Raw genomic sequence first — 19,246 nt, 5'->3', positions numbered from 1 at the left:
GTATGAGCTTCGACGTCGAACGCGCGCGCCGCGAGACCCCCGGCTGCGCCGAGGTGGTCCACTTCAACAACGCGGGCGCGGCGCTGCCCCCGGCCGTCGTGACCGACACCGTCGTCGAGTACCTGCGTCACGAAGCGCTGGTCGGCGGCTACGAAGCGGCCGCCGAAGCCGCGGATCGCCTGGACGCGGTGTACGCATCGGTGGCCCGGCTGCTCGGCGCCGGCACCGACGACATCGCGCTCACCGACAACGCGACGCGCTCGTGGCAGGCGGTGTTCTACGCACTGCCGTTCGGCCGCGGCGACCGGATCCTGACCTCGCGGGCGGAGTACGCCAGCAACGCGATCGCGTTCCTGCAGGTCGCCCGGCGCACCGGCGCGGTCGTCGAGGTGATCGGCGACGACGGATCCGGGCAGCTGGACGTCGAAGAGCTGCACCGGCGCGTCGACGACGACGTCAAGCTGATCGCCGTCAGCCACGTGCCCACCCAGGGCGGCCTGGTCAACCCGGCGGAAGAGATCGGCGCGGTCGCTTCGGCCGCGGGGATTCCGTTCCTGCTCGACGCCTGCCAGTCGGCGGGCCAGCTCGACCTCGACGTGACGCGCCTCAAGTGCGACGCGCTGTCGGGGACCGGCCGCAAGTACCTACGCGGCCCGCGCGGCACCGGGTTCCTCTACGTGCACCCGCGGCTGCGCGAGCGGCTGGAGCCGGCGATGCTCGACCTGCACTCGGCGAGCTGGGAGTCGCCGACCGAGTACGTCGTCGACCCGACCGCCAAGCGCTTCGAGGTGTGGGAACGCGACTTCGCCGCGGTCTGCGGCCTCGGCGCGGCCATCGACTACGCGCTCGAATGGGGTTTGCCGGCCATCGAAGAGCGTGTCGCTTCACTGGCCGCGACGCTGCGAAGCCGGCTCACCGACGCCGGGGCGCGGGTGCACGACGCCGGCGCGCGGAAGTGCGGACTCGTCACGTTCAGCCTCGACCGCACACCGGCCGCGGAGATCAAGGCGCGGCTGGCGGAGGCGAACATCAACACTTCGCTGTCGACGCGCACCTCCGCACAGTTCGACTTCACCGCGCGGGCGCTGCCCGACCTGGTCCGGGCGTCGGTGCACTACTACAACACCGAGGACGAGATCGACCTGCTGGTGCGGGAGATCGAGAAGCTCTAGAAGGCGTTCACGCCGGTCAGCTCGGCCGAGAGCGTCCACAGCCGCTCGGCGAGCACCGGGTCGATCGCGTAGTCCTTCACCCCGGTGCGGGTACCGTCCGCCGGCGCCGGCTCGGCGATGTCGCAGTCCTCGAGGTAGACGCCGCCGAGACCGTCGAGCTGCGGCGAAGTCGCCGCCCAGACCTGGGTCGCGGCGCCCTGCTCCGGGGTTTTCGCCCCGCCGGTGACCCGGCCGGACTCGTCGACCATGCCCGCGTCGACGAGCTCCTGCCGGTCCAGGTGGCGCACGAGGTCGGTGAGGATGCGGCCCGGGTGCAGGGCGAACGCGCGGACGCCCTGCTCGCGCGCGAGCCTGTCGAGGTGGACGGCGAAGAGCACGTTCGCCGTCTTGGCCTGGCCGTAGGCGAGCCACTTGTCGTAGCCGCGCTCGAAGTTCAGGTCGTCGAAGCGCACCGGACCGTAGTGGTGGCCTCGTGAGGACACCGAAACCACGCGCGCGCCGGGGGTGAACGCCGGCCAGAGCCGGTTCACCAGCGCGAAGTGCCCGAGGTGGTTGGTCGCGAACTGCGCCTCCCAGCCCGGGCCGACACGGGTCTCGGGCGCCGCCATGATCCCGGCGCTGCCGACGAAGACGTCGATGCCGCGGCCCGCCGCCAGGAACCGCGAGGCGAACGCGCGGACGCTGTCGAGGTCCGCGAGATCGAGCTCGTCGATCTCGACGTTTTCGAAGCCCCGCAACGCTTCTTCGGCCGTGGCGCGGCGCCGGGCCGGGACGACGACGTGCGCGCCCACGCTCGCCAGCGCCCGCGTGGTCTCCAGGCCGATGCCGGAGTAGCCACCGGTGACGATCGCGAGCTTGCCGGTCAGGTCGAGGCCGGCCACGACCTCGGCCGCCGTGGTGGTGGCGCCGAACCCCGAGCCGATCTTGTGCTGTGCGGTGGTCATGTCCCCGACGGTAGAACCTGGAGCGGACTCCAGCGCAAGTTCAGCCCTTCAGCAGCTGCCGCGCGATCACGAGCTTCTGGATTTCGCTGGTCCCTTCGTAGATGCGGAACAGCCGCGCGTCGCGGTAGATCCGCTCGACCGTCACCCCGCGGACGTACCCCGTCCCGCCGTGGACCTGCACCGCGCGGTCCGCGACCCGGCCGAGCATCTCGGTGCAGAACAGCTTCGCCGACGACGGCCCGAGCTTGCGGTCCTCGCCCGAGTCGTACTTCGCCGCGGCTTCGTGGACCATCGCGCGGCCCGCCGCGAGTTCGGCGTGGGACTCCGCGAGCAGCGCCTGCACCAGCTGGTACTCGCCGATCACCCGGCCGCCCTGACGCGCCGTCCGCGCGTACTCGACGGCTTCGGCGAGGGCCCGCTCGGCCAGGCCGACGCACAGCGCCGCGATGTGCAGGCGGCCGCGGGCCAGCGAGGCCATCGCGATGCCGAACCCCTGGCCCTCTTCGCCGACCAGCGCGTCGGCGGACAGCTCGACGTCGTCGAAGACCACTTCCGACGTCCACGCACCGGCCTGGCCCATCTTGGCGTCGTGCGGGCCGACGGTGACGCCGGGCGCGCCCGCGGGGACGAGGAACGCGGAAATGCCGTGGCTGCCGGTGCTTTCCGGATCCGTGCGCGCGAACGCGACAAACACTTCGGCGAGCGGCGCGTTGGTGATGAACCGCTTGGTGCCCGACAGCCGGTAGCGGTCGCCGTCGCGGACCGCGCGGCTGGTCAGGCCGCCCGGGTCCGAGCCGGCCTCGGCTTCGGTGAGCGCGAACGACGCGATCGCCCGGCCCGCGGCCAGCCGCGGCAGCCAGCGGGTGCGCTGGTCCGGCGTCCCGTGGTGCACGATCGCCTGGCCGGCGATGCCGTTGTTGGTGCCGAACAGGGACCGGAAGGCGGGCGTCGTCCAGCCGAGTTCGATGGCCAGCCGGACGTCTTCGGCCATGCCGAGGCCGAGCCCGCCGTACTCCTCCGGCAGCGCCCAGCCGAACAGGCCCAGCTCCGCGGCTTTTTCCCGGATTCCGGCGGGGATTTCGTCACGTTCGTCGATCTCGGCCTCGCGGGGCACGACCTCCTTGCGCACGAACTCCCGCACTGCGCCGAGGACCTGCCCGAAAACGTCCGCGTCCATGCGTCGGCACGCTACCCGGATCGCCGCTCCCACGGGCACGCCCGGACGCGGTAGCTTGGGCCGATGCGCAAGCCGATCGCCGTCGTCATGACCGCCCTCGCCGCGGTCCTGGCGCTGCCCGCCACCGCCTCCGCGACACCCGGCAGCGGCGTCGCCGGCACGGTCCTGGCCCAGAAGACCATCGGGCACACCGATTACACGCTGCGGGAGATCACCATCCAGCCCGGCGGCTACACGGGCTGGCACTTCCACGACGGCACGCTCTACGCGTACGTCAAGGCGGGGACGCTCACGCACAACCTGGCCGACTGCAGCGTCGACGGCGTCTTCGGCACCGGGCGCGCGTTCACCGAGAAGCCCGACCAGGTGCACATCGGCCGCAACCTCGGGTCGACGCCGCTGGTGCTCGAAGTCCTTTACGTGCTGCCGGCGGGCAGCCCGCTGTCGGAGGACGCCCCGAACCCCGGCTGCGGCTTCTAGCTCGAGAACCAGCCGGCGGCGTCGAGCCGGTACGCCGCCGGGCCGACGACCGCGCGCAGGTCGTTCTCGAGCGCGGTGATCCGGTCCGCGCCCACCGTGCGCACCCACTCCGCGCGCAGCTCGTCGAAGATCTCCGCCGACTTCCGGAGCGCGTCGACGCCGTGCGCGGTCAGCCGGACGATCTTGCGGCGCGCGTCCGCCGGGTCGTCGGCTCGCTCGGCGTACCCGAGCGCCTCGAGCCGTTCGACGGTCTTGCCCGCCGCCTGCTTGGAAACGCCGAGGCGGCGGCCGATCTCCGACGCCGTCGCCCCCTGGACGCCGACGGCCTGCATCGCGAAGCCGTACGAGGGCCGCACGTCGGGGTGGCCGCGGCGGGCGAGCTCGGCGTGCAGGCGGTCGATGAGCGTGCGGAAGCCGCCGAAGAGCAGGAACGGCAGCTCGTAGCCCGGCGTGTCGGTCATGGCCTCTTGCCAAACTCGACAACCCGGTTTACGGTTTCGACAACCACGTTGACGATCGTACCCTGCTCACCTTGGGAGCCACCTTGTTCGCCGATCACACCCCGGAGTCTGCACCCGCCGCCGCCCGCCCCGCGATGACGGCCACCGCGAAGAAGTTCGGCCGCGTGCCGTCCGCCGTCGCCCGGCTGGCGACCTCACCGGAACTGCTCAACGGATTCCTCAAGCTCAGCGCGATCTTCGAAGCCACGACCCTGACGGCACTGGAACGCGAAGTGCTGATCATGACGGTGGCCGCGCGCAACGAGTGCCACCTCTGCGTGGCGATGCACACGGCCACGCTGACCCGCCTGTCCGCCTCCCCGGAGCTGGTGGCGGCGCTGCGGGCGGAGGCCCCGCTGCCGGAGCCGCGGCTGGAGGCGCTGCGCGTCTTCGTCCACGCCGTCATGGACACCAGGGGCGAAGTCCCGGCCGAAGGGCTGGCGGCGTTCACCGGCGCCGGCTACACGCAGCGGAACGCCCTGGAGGTGGTGCTGGGGATCGGGACGTACACGCTGTCGACGTTCGCGAACCGGCTCACCCGCGCCCCGCTCGACGACGCCTTCGCCGAGCACGCCTGGCATGCAACCCCTACTTCGGCGTGAAATTCCGACATGAAGCCGTCGTAAAGAAATCACCTCTTCGAGCGACGTTCGATTCGCCCTGCAGCGCAACCGCGCATCATGACGGAGTCGACAGTCGCCGCCACGTAGCCTCCCCGAGTGATATCCACCAGATCTATGCCGACGGGGATGTTGTCGGGTAAGACGCCCCGGTGTAACGTCGCAACCCTTCCGGCCGACTCGGCAAGAAGAACACGCAACACCTTCGTCAATGGAGATCACATGACAGGCGGAACGGAGGGTGGGGGCGGTTTCCGCCTCTTTCAACCCTAAAAGTAGTCGCACTTCGGGCAGGCTGTTTGGCGAGAGCTAGACAGCCTGCTTTTTAGTGCGCGGCTGCATGTCCAACTCGACTCCGATCCTAGTACCGGGCGCCGGGTTCTTGGCAGAAAACACGACGACGTAGTCGTCACCATCCCACCGCTCATCGATCGAGCGGAGACGCTGCCGGGTGATCGCAGGTTGCACGCCTCCGACATCCTTGAGCCGGATCTCGTACCTGAAGTCGATCACCTGGTTGGTGAAGAGTACATCGAACAGTTCAGCCGAACGCGCGCTCCGCAGGTCCGCCGAGAACTTGGGCCACCGCCACTCGACCGTGACAACATCACCGTTCCGGACCCGGCTCGTCAAGTGAACGACGACGTTGTGCTTGGGCTTCCCGTCCACCGACAGCACCCATGAATAGGTCGAGTAGGCTCGGACATTGCGATTCTTACCACCGCCGTTGCGAAAAAAGGCATATTGCTTGACACGTCGCTTGGCGCGTTCACTGAGCGGCATCGAGCCGTAGTAGATCGAATTCAGCTTTACGAAGTGCGGCTCGGCGTCGTCAACCGGGGAGATCGTCTGCTCGATGCTGATCACACAGTCGCCGTTGGCAGAAATGACGACCGTCTGATGCCACTTCTTCACATGAAAGGGGTTCTGGATGGACACCAGGTCGACGTACCGGTTGATCATGTTCGCGTCTCGTTCGATCCGGGCGTAGAGCCGCCTGCGCTCGGCAATTCCCAGCAGCAGTACCAAGACTGCAGCTATCGCGACTACGGTTACACTGATCAGGCGGAACCAGGTGGTGCCGAACAAAGTGCTGAGCACACCGCCGACCCCGAGGACAGTCATCACGGTAGCGCCCAAGCGACCGTAACCGTGCTCCGCGACATAATCGTCGAGCACACCGATCAGCTTTTCGATCATTCGGCGCCTCCTAACGGCTCGAAGCCTCCGATCTCCGCCACTGTAACTCGCGCTGGCGATCACCCTCGTGCCGCGCTCAAATATTGATCGAGCCGTACCGACCGGCGCGAACGGACAAATTATGGACAGTTTCAAAACCTCACCCGATTGGCCCTGAAGGCCACGGATCAATATTGCAGAATGTCACAGAGCGTCAGCTCTGCAAGGGTCGAAACTCGATTCACTCCGACATCAAGGGGATGGCGGTAGCCCGTACCCCGACTCCTGCGTCGCCCAGCACCTCTGGTCGCTGCTGGAAGAAGCTCGGTCAAGGTGCCGGCAGTCAGGGGGATCAAGCGGCCGACAATCAGCATGGCGAGCGAGTCCGGTTTGGAGATCGGTGTTGACGCATTAACCGGCAGTACTTCGTGACATGCCCCGGAGGGGGGGTGACCACCCTGCCGACGAGCGGGGCGACGGCCACCACGATGATCTTCCAGGCTCTGACACTTGGGCGCGTTGGCCGGCGGCCTCATCACCCCGCACGGATGCAGGCGGGAAACCCGCCGAAAAATTCTTCCCCGCCCGTGTCCGGTCCCCCGCGACGGCTCCGACTCCCTGGCAAACGGACCACGGAGAAGGAGCGGACATGGAGAAGCCGGCCGGACGGCGGGAGTGGCTGGGACTGGCGGTGCTCGTGCTGCCCACCCTGCTCGTCGCGATGGACATGACCTCGCTGTTCCTCGCGCTGCCGCAGCTGAGCGCGGACCTCGGCGCGAGCAGCACCGAACAGCTGTGGATCACCGACAGCTACGGCTTCGTCGTCGCCGGGTTCGTCATCACCATGGGCACGCTCGGCGACCGGATCGGGCGGCGGCGGCTGCTGCTCGCGGGTGGCGGGGCCTTCGGGCTCCTGTCGATCGTCGCGGCGTTCTCGACCGGGCCGGTGATGCTCATCGTCGTCCGCGGGGCGCTCGGGGTGGCCGGGGCGACGCTGATGCCGTCGACGCTCGCCTTGATCACGAACATGTTCCGCGACGAGAAGCAGCGCGGCAAGGCCATCTCGATCTGGGCCACCTGCCAGTTCGCGGGCGGCGCGGCCGGTCCGGTGTTCGCCGGCTTCCTGCTCCAGCACTTCTCGTGGGGCGCGGTGTTCCTGGTCGCCGTCCCGGCCGTGGCCGTCCTGCTCGTGGCCGGCCCGTTCCTGCTGCCCGAGTTCCGCGTGCCGGCGTCCGGACGGCTGGACCTGCCCGGCGTGGCGCTCTCGCTGGCCGCGGTGCTGCTGGTCGTGTTCGGCCTCAAGCAATTGGCCACCGGCTCGCTGATCCTGCCGATCGCGGCGATCGCCGCCGGGACGCTGCTGGGCACCGTCTTCGCCCGCCGTCAGCTCACGACGCCGTCGCCGCTGCTGGACCTGCGGCTGTTCCGCAACCGCCCGTTCACCGCGGTGCTGGTCGCGCTGGTGTTCGCCGGGGTCGCGATGGCCGGGGTCGGCCTGCTGGTGACGCAGTACCTGCAGAGTGTCCTCGGTCACTCCCCGCTCGTCTCGGCGCTGCTGTTCGCGCCGATGGGTCTCGGCGTGGCGGTGGGCACGATGACGGCGCCGTCCCTGACCCGGTTCGTCACCCCGGCCACGGCGATCGCGGGCGGCTTGGCGGTGTCGGCGGCGGGCAGCTTCCTGCTGGCGGTGACCGACGGCCTGGTGCCGGTCGTGGTGGGCATCACGGTGCTGACGCTGGGCACGGGCCCCCTGTTCGCGCTGGGCATCGGCCTGGTGGTGGGTTCGGTCCCGCCGGAGCGCGCGGGTTCGGCGGCCTCGATGGCGGACACGGGCAACTACCTCGGCGGCTCGCTGGGCATGGCCCTGATCGGCCTGACGGCGGCGGCGGTGTACCACGGCGTGTTCCCGGCGGGCACGACGCTCGCGGTCGACGTCACCCGGCCGGCGGTGGCCGAGCAGGCGAAGGAGGCGTTCACGACGGCGCTGAACGTGACGGGCGTGATCGCGGCGGTCCTGTTCGCCGGGCTGGCCCTGCTGGTGACGACGATGCGCCGCACCGAGGTCGTCGCGGTGGAGCCGGCCCTGGCGGAGTGAACGCTCTTGTCACGGCTCGCCCGCCTGGAAATGCCAGATGACGAGCGCCGGCGCCCCCGCGTTGACGGCTCGCGCCGCTTCGGGCACCAGACCGGCCAGGCTCCACGGCCACAGGTCCCACGGGCCCACCGGCTCGAACGCGCCGGGCCGAGCCGCCGGGACCGGCTGGTCGCGGGCCGGCACGGGAGGTTCCTCGCAGCGCCGCACCCGCAGCCCCACCGCGAGCGCGGCACGCAGGTAATCCCCGATCGGGTGGCGGTAGCTCCTCAGCCGCCCGGGCCGGCCGTCGGCACCGCGCACGGGCGGGATCGCGCCCTGCGCCACCCGATCGGGGTGCATGTCGGCGATCACCAGGTGCCCACCGGGCCGCAGCACCCTGGCGAACTCCGCCAGCACCGGCTCGAGCGCCGGGACGTGGGTCAGCGCCAGGCCGCACACGACCAGATCGACCCCGGCGTCGGCCACCGGGAGCCGGTGCAGGTCCCCGAGCAGGAACTCGCCCGGCGGCACCCGGGTGCGCGCCCTCGCGAGCATGTCGGGCGAGCCGTCCACCCCGATGACCCGGTGGCCGCGCCGGGCCAGGAATTCGGCATAGCGGCCGGTCCCGCAGGCGGCATCGAGCGCGACGCCCACGGGCAGCGCGTCCACGATCGCCTGGACCACGGGTTCGTCGAGGTCGAACGCCGAGTTGGGCCGGTCGTAGGTGGCCGACCACAGCCGGTAGCCGGTGACCGTGCCGACCCGCTCGACTTCCACGGCGGCGTCCGCCAGCCCCTCGTCGGCGAGCACCCGGCGGATCTCCGCGATCCGGGCCTCGACGAAGTCGCGGCCGAATTCTCCGGTGAATGCCCGCAGCAACGCCATGCCTTCGAGCCCGAGCAGGTAGGCGCGCGGATCTTCGTAGATCACCCCGTGGAGGCTAACGACGCGCTAGGCGGGTGAGCCACCGGATTTCACCGGCAGGCGCAGCAGGCATGGGGAGATCGTCGGCGGCCCGGACTCAACCGAACGCACCGACCGGGCGTGGAGTGCGTGGCCGGTCGCCTTGACCGGCCGATGCCACCGCAGGGGAAGGAACCTTCATGCGCACTCTCCGATCACTCGTGGCCACCGCCGCGGTCGCCGGCGCCCTCTTGGGCGCGACCGCCACGGCCGAGGCGGCGACCACGACCAGCTGGCGGATCGAGTACGGCGCCAGCGTGACGGCGGGCACCATCTCCTGGACCGACGGGCGGTCGGCCTCAGTGAACGGCAACGTCCACGCGGTCAGCGGTTACCGTGAGACCTGCGTCTGGGGCGTCAACGGCGGCTCCACCACCGAGGTCGCCTGCTACGGCGCCAATCCCGGGAAAGACCACCCGTTCTACCACGGGCTGACCATCGACAAGGTCGGCGGCGTGCAGCTCATCCACATCAGCTTCTACGACGCGTACAACCACAAGCTCGGACAGCGTGGCTGCACCCGGAACGGCTGCGTCGTCGAGTGACCCGCCGGGTGGGGGCGCCACACCGGCGCCCCACCCGCGGCACACATCCACCGCGGGGTTTCCCCTGGTGGGCGCAGCAGGGTTCGAACCTGCGACCGCTCGGGTGTAAGCCGAGTGCTCTTCCGCTGAGCTATGCGCCCGCGGGCGGCGGCCCCGAAGGGACCGCCGCCCAGGAAAAATCAAGCCAGTTCGGCCACGGCCTTCTTCCAGCCCTGCTGGTCGCGGGCCTCTCCCGGCGCGTTGACCTCGGCGAACCGCACGACACCGGACGTGTCGATCAGGAACGTGCCGCGGACCGCCAGGCCGGCGTCGGCGTTGAAGACGCCGTACGCCTGGGCCACCTCGCCGTGCGGCCAGAAGTCGGACAGCAGCGGGAACTGGTAGCCCTCCTTCTCGGCCCACGCCTTGAGCGAGAACGGCGTGTCGACCGAGACGCCCAGGACCTGGACGCCCTTGTTGTCGTAGTCCGCGAACTCGTCGCGGAGCTGGCACAGCTCGCCCGTGCAGATGCCGCTGAACGCGAAGGGGTAGAAGACCAGCAGAACCGGCTTGTCACCCCGGAACGACGACAGCTGGACCGGCTGCTTGTTGTAGTCGTTGAGCGTGAAGTCAGGGGCCTCAGAACCGACCTCGACGGTCATACCAGCGTTTCCTCTCCCGAACGGACACGTGCCTGCTACGACAACCCTATCGTGTCCGTCCGGCGGGACCGGCTCAGCGCTGCTTCGACTTCGACTTGGGAGACACCAGACGGGTGCCGATCCAGTTCGGGCCGACACTGATGTTGGCGGTCTGGGCCAGGCCGACGGCGGGCACCGCTTCGGCGATTTCGCTCGGCTCGACGTGCCCTGGCTGTCCCGTCTTCGGGGTGAGCACCCAGATCACGCCGGTCTCCTCCAGGGGACCCCGGGCGTCGATGAGCGCGTCGCCCAGGTCGCCGTCGTCCTCGCGCCACCAAAGCAGCACCACGTCGATGACCTCGTCGGCGTCCTCGTCGAGGATGTCCCCGCCGATCTGCTCCTCGATCGCCGCGCGGACGTCGTCGTCGACGTCCTCGTCCCAGCCGATCTCCTGGACCACCATCTCGGGCTTGATGCCGAGCCTCTCGGCGACGCTGCTCTGATCAGCGTCTCCCGCGGCGACCACTGCTTTCACTCCTCCAACTGCGACGGAGCGTGGCTTCGGAGCACCCCCGGAGGGTACGCCTGGGCCACACTCGGCTACCCGGTTGCCGATAGCGAACACTGGTGAGGCTCCGCGCGCAACCGTCCACACCGGATCTGTGACAACTCGTGTCGCAGGATACGGCCCGCCACCGGCCGCCCGCGACGGCGTTTCGGGTGCCGGGCGCACCCGGCCTGCCACCCCTCCGAGGGTCGTCCCCTAGGGTGGGGAGGAAGTAAACGCGCGCGCGATACACCGCGCGCAGGGAGTGGCTCGACCGGGTCGGCCTATGTTACCGCCAAGTAGCGGTGCGGAAGCCGGGACGGAAGACGACGATGGAGAGTCGTACACCCCCGCGTACGAGCACCACCGGCTGCAACTTTTCGCAAGGAGACCCCTTGGCCCCGCAGAACGACGGCGCCTCCGGCAAGGAGACCCCGGCACGCGTACGCGTCATCCGTGACGGATTGGCGGCGCACCTGCCCGACATCGACCCGGAGGAGACCGCCGAGTGGCTGGACTCCTTCGACGAGGCTCTGGCGAGGGGCGGTCAGCAGCGGGCCCGGTACCTGATGCTGCGCATCCTCGAGCGGGCCCGGGAACGGAACGTCGGCGTACCCGCCCTGACCTCGACGGACTACGTCAACACGATCCCCACCGAGAACGAGCCGTGGTTCCCCGGCGACGAGGAAATCGAGCGCCGCTACCGCGCCTGGATCCGCTGGAACGCGGCGATCATGGTGCACCGCGCGCAGCGCCCGGGCGTCGGCGTCGGCGGCCACATCTCGACCTACGCCTCCTCGGCCGCGCTGTACGAGGTGGGCTTCAACCACTTCTTCCGCGGCAAGGACCACTCCGGCGGCGGCGACCAGATCTACATCCAGGGCCACGCCTCCCCCGGCATCTACGCCCGCGCGTTCCTCGAGGGCCGGCTGAGCGAGTCGCAGCTCGACGGCTTCCGCCAGGAGTTCAGCCACGCGGGTGAAGGCGGCGGCCTGCCGTCGTACCCGCACCCGCGGCTGATGCCGGAGTTCTGGGAGAACCCGACGGTCTCCATGGGCCTCGGCCCGATGAACGCCATCTACCAGGCCCGGTTCAACCGGTACCTGCGCGACCGCGGCATCAAGAACACCGACGACCAGCACGTCTGGGCGTTCCTCGGCGACGGCGAGATGGACGAGGCCGAGTCCCGCGGCCTGATCCACGTCGCGGCCGGCGAGGGCCTCGACAACCTGACCTTCGTGATCAACTGCAACCTGCAGCGGCTCGACGGCCCGGTGCGCGGCAACGGCAAGATCATCCAGGAGCTGGAGTCCTACTTCCGCGGCGCCGGCTGGAACGTCATCAAGGTGATCTGGGGCCGCGAGTGGGACTCGCTGCTGCACGCCGACCGCGACGGCGCCCTGGTCAACCTGATGAACGTCACCCCGGACGGTGACTACCAGACGTACAAGGCCAACGACGGCGCCTTCGTCCGCGAGCACTTCTTCGGCCGCGACCCGCGGACGAAGGACCTGGTCAAGGACCTCTCCGACGCCGACATCTGGAACCTCAAGCGCGGCGGCCACGACTACCGGAAGGTGTACGCGGCGTACAAGTCGGCGCTGGAGCACCACGGCCAGCCGACGGTGATCCTGGCCCACACCATCAAGGGCTACGGCCTCGGCCCGGCGTTCGAGGGCCGCAACGCCACGCACCAGATGAAGAAGCTCACCCTCGACGACCTGAAGCTGTTCCGCGACTCGCAGCGGATCCCGATCAGCGACGAGGAGCTGGAGCGCAACCCGAAGCTGCCGCCGTACTACCACCCGGGCGCCGGCTCGCCCGAGATCGAGTACATGATCGGCCGCCGCAAGGCGCTCGGCGGGTTCCTGCCGGAACGCCGTCCGAAGGCCGCGAAGGCGCTGGTCCTGCCCGGCGACAAGGTCTACGAGGGCATCCGGAAGGGTTCCGGCAAGCAGGAGGTCGCCACGACGATGGCGTTCGTCCGGCTGGTCCGCGAGCTGGCGAAGGACTCCGAGATCGGCAAGCGCGTCGTCCCGATCATCCCGGACGAGGCCCGCACCTTCGGCCTCGACTCGATGTTCCCGACGGCCAAGATCTACAACCCGCACGGCCAGACCTACACGTCGGTCGACGCGAGCCTGATGCTGGCCTACAAGGAGTCCGAGAAGGGCCAGCTCCTGCACGAGGGCATCAACGAGGCGGGCTCGACCGCGTCGTTCACCGCCGTCGGCACGTCGTACGCGACGCACGGCGAGCCGATGATCCCGATCTACATCTTCTACTCGATGTTCGGGTTCCAGCGGACGGGTGACGGCCTGTACGCCGCCGCCGACCAGATGGCCCGCGGGTTCGTCCTCGGCGCCACCGCCGGCCGGACCACCCTGACGGGTGAAGGTCTGCAGCACGCCGACGGGCACTCGCTGCTGCTGGCGGCGACCAACCCGGCCGCGGTGGCCTACGACCCGGCGTGGTCGTTCGAGATCGCGCACATCGTCAAGGACGGCCTGCGCCGGATGTACGGCGAGGCCGGCCCGGACGGCAACGGCGAGAACGTCTTCTACTACATGACGATCTACAACGAGCCGTACCAGCAGCCCGCCGAGCCGGAGAACCTCGACGTCGACGGCCTGCTGAAGGGTCTGTACAAGTACGCGGACGCGCCGGAAGGCGACGGTCCGGAGGTGCAGATCCTGGTCTCGGGCGTCACGATGCCGGACGCGCTGAAGGCGCAGAAGATGCTGGCCGAGGAGTGGGGCGTGCGGGCCGCGGTGTGGTCGGCCACGTCGTGGACCGAGCTGCGGCGCGAAGCCGTCGAGATCGACCACGACAACCTGCTCTACCCGGGCAGCGAGCCGCGCGTGCCGTACGTGACCGAGAAGCTGCAGGGCTCGAACGGCCCAGTCGTGGCGGTGTCGGACTGGATGCGTGCGGTGCCGGACCTGATCCGCCCGTACGTCCCGACCGACATGCTGACGCTGGGCACGGACGGCTTCGGCTTCTCCGACACCCGGCCGGCGGCGCGGCGGAAGTTCCTGGTCGACGCCGAGTCGATCACCGTCGGGGCGCTGTCGATCCTGGCCAAGCGCGGCGAGGTCGACCAGGCGAAGGTCCTCGAAGCGGCCACGAAGTACCGGCTCGACGACGTCACGGCCGCCGGGCCGCAGACGTCGGATTCCGGGAACGCGTGATCTGCTGCTAGGTTCGGGCCCGGCAGACATCCGATGTCTGCCGGGCCCGTGCACGTAGGGAGTTGGTCAAGGTGACGAAGCGACGGCTGCCGAAGCCGAGTGAGCTGCAGCAGATCCTGCGGCCGAAGCCGATCGTGCTGAACCCCACGGACCGGCGGCTGGCGAACGCGCACACCATCGCCGACCTGCGGACGATCGCCCGCAAGCGCACCCCGCGGGCGGCGTTCGACTACACCGACGGGGCCGCCGAGCTCGAGGACAGCCTGCTCCGCGCCCGGCAGGCGTACCGCCGCGTCGAATTCCACCCGAACGTGCTGCGCGGGGTGTCCGATGTGGACACCACCCGCGAGATCCTCGGCAAGACCTCGGCGTTGCCGTTCGCCTTCGCCCCCACCGGTTTCACCCGCATGATGCAGCACGAGGGCGAGCGCGCGGTGGCCCGCGTCGCCGAGCGCAACGGCATCCCGGTCGGGCTCTCGACAATGGCGACGACCTCGATCGAGGACCTCGCCGAAGCCGCGCCGGGGGCCCGCAAGTGGTTCCAGCTCTACGTCTGGCGCGACCACGGCGCCGGTGAAGATCTGATGAATCGCGCGTGGGCGGCGGGCTACGACACGCTCATGCTGACCGTCGACACCCCGGTGGGCGGTGCCCGCCTGCGCGACGTCCGCAACGGCCTGACCATCCCGCCGGCGCTGACGCTCAAGACGTTCCTCGACGGCGCGATGCACCCGGCGTGGTGGTTCAACCTGCTCACCACCGAGCCGCTGAACTTCGCCTCGCTCAGCCACTTCGACGGGACCGTTGCGGAGCTGCTGAACAAGCTCTTCGACCCGACGCTGAACTTCGACGACCTCGACTGGGTCCGGCAGACCTGGCCGGGGAAACTGGTGGTCAAGGGCGTCCAGAACGTCGACGACGCCCGCGACGTGGTGAAGCACGGCGCGGACGCGGTCCTGATCTCGAACCACGGCGGCCGCCAGCTCGACCGCGCGCCGACGCCGCTCGAGCTGCTCCCGGCGGTGCTGGACGAGCTCCAGGGCGGCGCGGAGGTCTGGATCGACACGGGCATCCTGTCCGGCGGCGACATCGTGGCGGCGATCGCCCGCGGCGCGGACGCGGTCCTGGTCGGCCGCGCGTTCCTGTACGGCCTGATGGCCGGCGGCGAGCGCGGCGTCCAGCGTTGCGTCGACATCCTCCGCACGGAGATGGTCCGCACGATGCAGCTGCTCGGCGTCCGTACCCTCGCCGACCTCACCCCCTCGCACGCGACGCTGCGTTAAACCTGCGCCTGGCCGCCGTCGACGAAGAACTCGACGCCGTTGACGAAGCTCGACTCGCCGGTAGCCAGGAACAGCGCCGCGGCGGCGATCTCCGACGGGTCACCGACCCGGCCGAGCGGGACGGCCGCCGCCATCTGGTCGACAAGCTGCTGCTCCGCGCCGGAGTCGGCCAGGCCGAGCAGGCCCGGCGTGAGCGTGGGTCCCGGGGCCAGCACGTTGACGCGGACGCCCTTGCCCGCCAAGTCCAGGGCCCACGTGCGGGCGAAGTTGCGCACAGCCGCCTTCGTCGCCGCGTAGAGGCTCATGCCCGGTGCCACCCGCGTGGACGTCGTCGAGCCGGTGATGATGATCGACGCGTTCTCGTTGAGCAACGGCAGGGCCTTCTGCACGGTGAAGACGACCCCCTTGACGTTCGTGCCGAAGGTGGCGTCGAACTGCTCCTCGGTGATCTCGCCCAGTGACTGGCTCACGCCGCCGCCGGAGTTGGCCACCACCACGTCGAGTCCGCGGCCACGCTCGGCCACCGCGCGGTAGACGTCGTCGAGGTCGGCGAGGTTCGAAGAGTCCGCGCGGATCGCTTGCGCGCTGCCGCCGATCTCGGCGACGGCGTCGTCGAGGACCTCCTTGCGGCGGCCAGTGATGATCACGTGCGCGCCTTCGGCCGCGAACCGCTTGGCGATGGCGAGCCCGATTCCGGTGCCGCCACCGGTGACGACAGCTGTCTTGTCCTGCAGGTTCACGATGCTCCTCCGAGTTATTGACTATCTGGTCCAGAACGTACGCCGTTCTGGACCAGATAGTCAATAACGAGTAGCCTGAAGCCATGGCGAGACCCCGGAGCTTCGACGAGGCAGCAGTGCTGCGCACAGCGCGGGACCAGTTCTGGGTGACCGGCTACGCGGGCACGAAGGTCGACGACATCGCCGCCGCGACCGGCCTCGGCAAGGGCAGCCTCTACGGCGCTTTCGGCGACAAGCACGCTCTTTTCCTGCGCGTCTTCGACCACTACTGCTCCGAGGCCGCCAGTGGCGTGCGGCACCAGCTCGAAGGCCCCGACGACACGGCCTACCGGCGGCTCGGTGATCACGTGCGGGCGATCGCCGAGTCGGTCGCCGCCGACCAGGCGCGGCGGGGATGCCTGATCGCGAAGAGCACGGCCGAATGCGCGGAGCACGACGAGGCGGTCGCGGCCCGCAGCCGGCAGCTGTTCCGCGACCTGCAGGACCACCTGACAGCCTGCATCGCGGGCGCCCAGCGCGCGGGCGACCTCGACGCCGGCCAGGACCCCGCCCACCTGGCCGGACTCGTGCTCGCGGTCCTGCGCGGCCTCGAGGCGCTGGGCAAGGGCGGTGTCGAGCCGGACGACATCCGCGCGATCGCCGAGACCGCGCTCGCCGTACTGCCGAAGCCGTGAAGCACTGACCTGTTGGGCCAACCGGTCTCAAGTTCTTGACGGACCGCCTGGTTTGTGACGAAGATCTCGGGCACCCGCCGAAAGGCCGTTTTCGCATCGTGGAAACGGAGGTCGCCGTGTTCATGCAGGCCGTGTTCGTCCAGGATCTGACTCCGCTCGGCTCGCTGGGCCTGTCCGCGCTCGTGGCCGTACTGCCGCTCGCCACCGTCCTCGTGCTGCTCGGGGCCGTCCGGATGCGGGCACACCACGCCGCGCTGCTCGGGCTGCTCGTCGCACTCGTCGTCGGGGTGGCCGCGTACGGGATGCCGGTGGTGCAGGCCGTCTCCGGGGCGCTGCAGGGCGCCGCGTTCGGGTTGTGGCCGATCATGTGGATCGTCGTCAACGCCCTCTGGATCTACCGGCTCACCGTGCGGACCGGGCACTTCGACGTCCTGCGCCGCTCGTTCGGGCGCATCTCCGACGACCCGCGCATCCAGGCGCTGATCATCGCCTTCTGCTTCGGCGCGCTCATGGAGGCGCTCGCCGGGTTCGGCGCGCCGGTGGCGATCAGCGCCGTGATGCTCGTGGCCGTCGGGTTCCACCCGGTCAAGGCCGCCGTCGTCGCGCTGGTCGCCAACACCGCGCCGGTCGCGTTCGGCGCCATGGGCACCCCGGTCGTCACCCTCGCCCAGGTCACCGGCCTGCCGCTGCAGGAAGTGTCGTCGATCGTCGGGCGCCAGACGCCGCTGCTCGCGCTGGTCGTCCCCCTGCTGCTGGTGATCATCGTCGACGGGAAGCGGGGCCTCAAGGACACCTGGCTGCCCGCGCTCGTCTGCGGTGTCGCGTTCGGGCTCGTGCAGTTCCTGGCCTCGAACTACGTGTCACCGCAGCTGGCCGACATCGGGGCGGCGCTGGCCGGCGCGGCCGCGCTGGTCGCCCTCCCCCAGACCCGGCGCCCGGTGCCCGAAGCCGTCCGGATCGGTACCGGCGGGACGGCGACGGCCGAAGCGCCGCCGGAAGACGCGCGCGGCGACGTCGTCAAGGCCTACCTGCCGTACCTGCTCATCATCGTGATCTTCTCGATCGCCGTGCTGCCGCCGGTCAAGCGGCTGCTGGACAAGGCGACCTGGAAGTTCCACTGGCCCGGGCTGAACGTCGCCGCGCCGAACGGGAAACCGGTGTCCGGCAACACGTTCTCGCTGCCGTTCCTCAACACCGGCGGCACGCTGGTGCTGCTGGCCGGCGTCATCACCGCGGCGCTGCTGGCGGTGAAGGCGGGCGACACCGCGCAGGAATGGCTGGCCACGGTCAAGGAGCTGCGGTTCGCGATCCTCACCGTCACCGGCGTGCTCGCGCTGGCCTACGTGATGAACCTGTCCGGCCAGACCTCCACGATCGGCACGTTCATCGCCGCCGCGGGGGCCGGGCTGGCGTTCCTCTCACCGGTGCTGGGCTGGTTCGGCGTCGCCGTCTCGGGGTCCGACACCTCGGCCAACGCGCTGTTCGGCGCCCTGCAGGTGACGGCGGCGCACCAGACGGGCCTGCCCGCGGACCTGCTGGCCGCGGCGAACAGCTCCGGCGGTGTCCTCGGCAAGATGGTGTCGCCGCAGAACCTCACCATCGCCTGCGTGGCGGCGAACCTGCCCGGCGAGGAGGGGAAACTGCTGCGGAAGGTGCTGCCCTGGAGCATCGGGCTGCTGCTCGCGATGTGCCTGATCGTGTGGGGTCAGAGCACCGCGGCGCTCAGCTGGATGCTGCCGTGACCCCGGGCCGGGCGGCGACGCGCTGGGCGGAGCGGTTCCAGCTCCACCAGCCGTGCACGACGAGCCCGGCGAACACGATGTAGATCGCGGCGGAGAAGTAGAGCCCGGACGAGATCTGCAGCGGCACGCCGATCGCGTCGACGGCCAGCCAGACCAGCCAGAATTCGACGAGCCCGAGTCCCTGCGCCCCGAAGGCCACGAGCGTGCCGACGAAGATGGCGGCGTCCGGCCAGGGGGCCCAGGACGCGTGGAGGGCGTCGAGGACCAGCGCCATCACGGTGGTGCCGACGACGAAGGCGCCGGCCATCGCCAGCCGTTCGGCGAGCCGGCCCTTGCGGACGACGACGCCGAACACCGGGTCCTGGCGGCGCGTCCAGGCCCACCAGCCGTAGACGGAGATGGCCAGGATGGCGACCTGCCGCGCGGCGAGCCCGCCGAGGTGCGCCGAGACGTAGACGGCGAACAGCAGCACGGTGGCCCCGACCTGCACGGGCCACGTCCACAGGGTGCGACGCTGCGCGAGGAACACGACGGCGAGCGCGAACACCTGCCCGGCGAGCTCCGCGATCGAAATCCACTGGCCGAGCACGGTGATCCCGTGGTGCAGCAGGAAGTCCACGTCACGCCCCTTTCGTCCTACCGCTCCCAACATGCTCCGGACGAGGCGAATTCCCTAGGGAGTGTGAGGGGTGGAACATCCCACGGTCTGGACAGCGCCGACGTGGAGCGTGCCGCCGCGGACGCCGCTGGCGTGCAGGCGCCCGCCGTCCAAGCCGCGCTCCGCGACCCCCACCG

Annotated in this window: 18 protein-coding genes and 1 tRNA gene; 9 read left to right on the top strand and 10 right to left on the bottom strand. The window is 70.1% G+C overall.

Features of this window, described 5'->3' with window-relative positions; translation table 11 throughout:
• Positions 1–2: 2 nt before the first annotated feature.
• The gene (locus ACFVYA_RS38665) at positions 3–1,172 is read left to right on the top strand and encodes an aminotransferase class V-fold PLP-dependent enzyme (RefSeq protein WP_387052114.1); all 1,170 of its coding nucleotides are present in this window, start codon (positions 3–5) and stop codon (positions 1,170–1,172) included.
• On the opposite strand, the gene ACFVYA_RS38660 is transcribed toward ACFVYA_RS38665, so the two are convergent.
• Complete coding sequence (locus ACFVYA_RS38660) at positions 1,169–2,116, bottom strand: SDR family NAD(P)-dependent oxidoreductase (RefSeq protein ID WP_387052113.1); 948 nt, start codon at positions 2,114–2,116, stop codon at positions 1,169–1,171. The two genes, ACFVYA_RS38665 and ACFVYA_RS38660, sit on opposite strands and share 4 nt — an antisense overlap.
• Before the next feature lie 40 nt (positions 2,117–2,156).
• Complete coding sequence (locus ACFVYA_RS38655) at positions 2,157–3,293, bottom strand: acyl-CoA dehydrogenase family protein (protein ID WP_387052112.1); 1,137 nt, start codon at positions 3,291–3,293, stop codon at positions 2,157–2,159.
• 63 nt (positions 3,294–3,356) lie between these two features.
• Here ACFVYA_RS38655 and ACFVYA_RS38650 point away from each other — a divergent pair, with 63 nt between their 5' ends.
• Positions 3,357–3,773, top strand: a complete 417-nt coding sequence (locus ACFVYA_RS38650; RefSeq protein WP_387052111.1) for a cupin domain-containing protein — start codon at positions 3,357–3,359, stop codon at positions 3,771–3,773.
• On the opposite strand, the gene ACFVYA_RS38645 is transcribed toward ACFVYA_RS38650, so the two are convergent.
• Complete coding sequence (locus ACFVYA_RS38645) at positions 3,770–4,234, bottom strand: MarR family winged helix-turn-helix transcriptional regulator (protein ID WP_387052110.1); 465 nt, start codon at positions 4,232–4,234, stop codon at positions 3,770–3,772. The two genes, ACFVYA_RS38650 and ACFVYA_RS38645, sit on opposite strands and share 4 nt — an antisense overlap.
• A gap of 134 nt (positions 4,235–4,368) precedes the next feature.
• Between ACFVYA_RS38645 and ACFVYA_RS38640 the strand changes: the two genes are divergently transcribed.
• Positions 4,369–4,875, top strand: coding sequence for a carboxymuconolactone decarboxylase family protein (locus tag ACFVYA_RS38640; RefSeq protein ID WP_387052124.1), 507 nt, complete (start codon positions 4,369–4,371; stop codon positions 4,873–4,875).
• 327 nt (positions 4,876–5,202) lie between these two features.
• On the opposite strand, the gene ACFVYA_RS38635 is transcribed toward ACFVYA_RS38640, so the two are convergent.
• On the bottom strand, positions 5,203–6,093 hold the full coding sequence (locus ACFVYA_RS38635) for a hypothetical protein (protein ID WP_387052109.1): 891 nt from the start codon (positions 6,091–6,093) through the stop codon (positions 5,203–5,205).
• Between the two features lie 628 nt (positions 6,094–6,721).
• Here ACFVYA_RS38635 and ACFVYA_RS38630 point away from each other — a divergent pair.
• A complete protein-coding gene (locus ACFVYA_RS38630) occupies positions 6,722–8,167 on the top strand; it encodes an MFS transporter (RefSeq protein ID WP_387052108.1) in 1,446 nt (481 codons plus the stop codon).
• Between the two features lie 9 nt (positions 8,168–8,176).
• Here the strand turns inward: ACFVYA_RS38630 and ACFVYA_RS38625 are convergent, their stop codons facing one another.
• Positions 8,177–9,076 (bottom strand): class I SAM-dependent methyltransferase, encoded by a 900-nt coding sequence (locus tag ACFVYA_RS38625; protein ID WP_387052107.1) that lies wholly within the window; start codon positions 9,074–9,076, stop codon positions 8,177–8,179.
• Between the two features lie 173 nt (positions 9,077–9,249).
• On the opposite strand from ACFVYA_RS38625, the gene ACFVYA_RS38620 reads away from it, so the two are divergent.
• Positions 9,250–9,654 carry a hypothetical protein gene (locus ACFVYA_RS38620; RefSeq protein WP_387052106.1) on the top strand — a complete coding sequence of 135 codons (405 nt, stop codon included), beginning with the start codon at positions 9,250–9,252 and terminating at the stop codon, positions 9,652–9,654.
• 65 nt (positions 9,655–9,719) lie between these two features.
• Here ACFVYA_RS38620 and ACFVYA_RS38615 read toward each other — a convergent pair.
• The 3 genes from ACFVYA_RS38615 to ACFVYA_RS38605 all read right to left on the bottom strand — a co-directional run bounded on the left by ACFVYA_RS38615 (position 9,720) and on the right by ACFVYA_RS38605 (position 10,800).
• A tRNA-Val gene (locus ACFVYA_RS38615) sits at positions 9,720–9,794 on the bottom strand.
• Positions 9,795–9,833: 39 nt separating this feature from the next.
• Positions 9,834–10,295: a peroxiredoxin gene (locus tag ACFVYA_RS38610; RefSeq protein ID WP_103342983.1), complete on the bottom strand. Its 462-nt coding sequence runs from the start codon at positions 10,293–10,295 to the stop codon at positions 9,834–9,836.
• Between the two features lie 73 nt (positions 10,296–10,368).
• On the bottom strand, positions 10,369–10,800 hold the full coding sequence (locus ACFVYA_RS38605; protein WP_003084504.1) for a DUF3052 domain-containing protein: 432 nt from the start codon (positions 10,798–10,800) through the stop codon (positions 10,369–10,371).
• A 416-nt stretch (positions 10,801–11,216) separates the two neighbouring features.
• Here ACFVYA_RS38605 and aceE point away from each other — a divergent pair, with 416 nt between their 5' ends.
• Together aceE and ACFVYA_RS38595 are read left to right on the top strand one after the other, a co-directional pair.
• Positions 11,217–14,012, top strand: coding sequence for a pyruvate dehydrogenase (acetyl-transferring), homodimeric type (aceE, locus tag ACFVYA_RS38600; RefSeq protein ID WP_387052105.1), 2,796 nt, complete (start codon positions 11,217–11,219; stop codon positions 14,010–14,012).
• A gap of 71 nt (positions 14,013–14,083) precedes the next feature.
• On the top strand, positions 14,084–15,295 hold the full coding sequence (locus ACFVYA_RS38595; protein WP_387052104.1) for an alpha-hydroxy-acid oxidizing protein: 1,212 nt from the start codon (positions 14,084–14,086) through the stop codon (positions 15,293–15,295).
• Here ACFVYA_RS38595 and ACFVYA_RS38590 read toward each other — a convergent pair.
• Complete coding sequence (locus ACFVYA_RS38590) at positions 15,292–16,035, bottom strand: SDR family oxidoreductase (protein WP_387052103.1); 744 nt, start codon at positions 16,033–16,035, stop codon at positions 15,292–15,294. The genes ACFVYA_RS38595 and ACFVYA_RS38590 overlap by 4 nt on opposite strands.
• An 83-nt stretch (positions 16,036–16,118) precedes the next feature.
• On the opposite strand from ACFVYA_RS38590, the gene ACFVYA_RS38585 reads away from it, so the two are divergent.
• Together ACFVYA_RS38585 and ACFVYA_RS38580 are read left to right on the top strand one after the other, a co-directional pair.
• Positions 16,119–16,709, top strand: a complete 591-nt coding sequence (locus tag ACFVYA_RS38585) for a TetR/AcrR family transcriptional regulator (protein WP_387052102.1) — start codon at positions 16,119–16,121, stop codon at positions 16,707–16,709.
• Positions 16,710–16,840: 131 nt separating this feature from the next.
• Complete coding sequence (locus ACFVYA_RS38580) at positions 16,841–18,451, top strand: L-lactate permease (protein ID WP_387052123.1); 1,611 nt, start codon at positions 16,841–16,843, stop codon at positions 18,449–18,451.
• On the opposite strand, the gene ACFVYA_RS38575 is transcribed toward ACFVYA_RS38580, so the two are convergent.
• Complete coding sequence (locus tag ACFVYA_RS38575; protein WP_013223994.1) at positions 18,432–19,070, bottom strand: nicotinamide mononucleotide transporter family protein; 639 nt, start codon at positions 19,068–19,070, stop codon at positions 18,432–18,434. The genes ACFVYA_RS38580 and ACFVYA_RS38575 overlap by 20 nt on opposite strands.
• Positions 19,071–19,246 lie beyond the last annotated feature (176 nt).

Origin of the sequence: Amycolatopsis sp. NPDC058278, assembly GCF_042881395.1 — a bacterium.
Taxonomy (GTDB): Bacteria; Actinomycetota; Actinomycetes; order Mycobacteriales; family Pseudonocardiaceae; genus Amycolatopsis.
The sequence above is the reverse complement of the archived record's forward strand: the minus strand, read 5'-3'. Positions and strand labels throughout refer to the sequence as shown.

Coding starts and splice junctions, on each gene's coding strand:
- ACFVYA_RS38660 (WP_387052113.1), bottom strand. CDS start 2,116: ATGACCACCGCACAGCACAAGATCGGCTCGGGGTTCGGCGCCACCACC.
- ACFVYA_RS38645 (WP_387052110.1), bottom strand. CDS start 4,234: ATGACCGACACGCCGGGCTACGAGCTGCCGTTCCTGCTCTTCGGCGGC.
- ACFVYA_RS38585 (WP_387052102.1), top strand. CDS start 16,119: ATGGCGAGACCCCGGAGCTTCGACGAGGCAGCAGTGCTGCGCACAGCG.
- ACFVYA_RS38655 (WP_387052112.1), bottom strand. CDS start 3,293: ATGGACGCGGACGTTTTCGGGCAGGTCCTCGGCGCAGTGCGGGAGTTC.
- ACFVYA_RS38640 (WP_387052124.1), top strand. CDS start 4,369: ATGACGGCCACCGCGAAGAAGTTCGGCCGCGTGCCGTCCGCCGTCGCC.
- ACFVYA_RS38610 (WP_103342983.1), bottom strand. CDS start 10,295: ATGACCGTCGAGGTCGGTTCTGAGGCCCCTGACTTCACGCTCAACGAC.
- ACFVYA_RS38650 (WP_387052111.1), top strand. CDS start 3,357: ATGCGCAAGCCGATCGCCGTCGTCATGACCGCCCTCGCCGCGGTCCTG.
- ACFVYA_RS38635 (WP_387052109.1), bottom strand. CDS start 6,093: ATGATCGAAAAGCTGATCGGTGTGCTCGACGATTATGTCGCGGAGCAC.
- ACFVYA_RS38630 (WP_387052108.1), top strand. CDS start 6,722: ATGGAGAAGCCGGCCGGACGGCGGGAGTGGCTGGGACTGGCGGTGCTC.
- ACFVYA_RS38665 (WP_387052114.1), top strand. CDS start 3: ATGAGCTTCGACGTCGAACGCGCGCGCCGCGAGACCCCCGGCTGCGCC.
- ACFVYA_RS38620 (WP_387052106.1), top strand. CDS start 9,250: ATGCGCACTCTCCGATCACTCGTGGCCACCGCCGCGGTCGCCGGCGCC.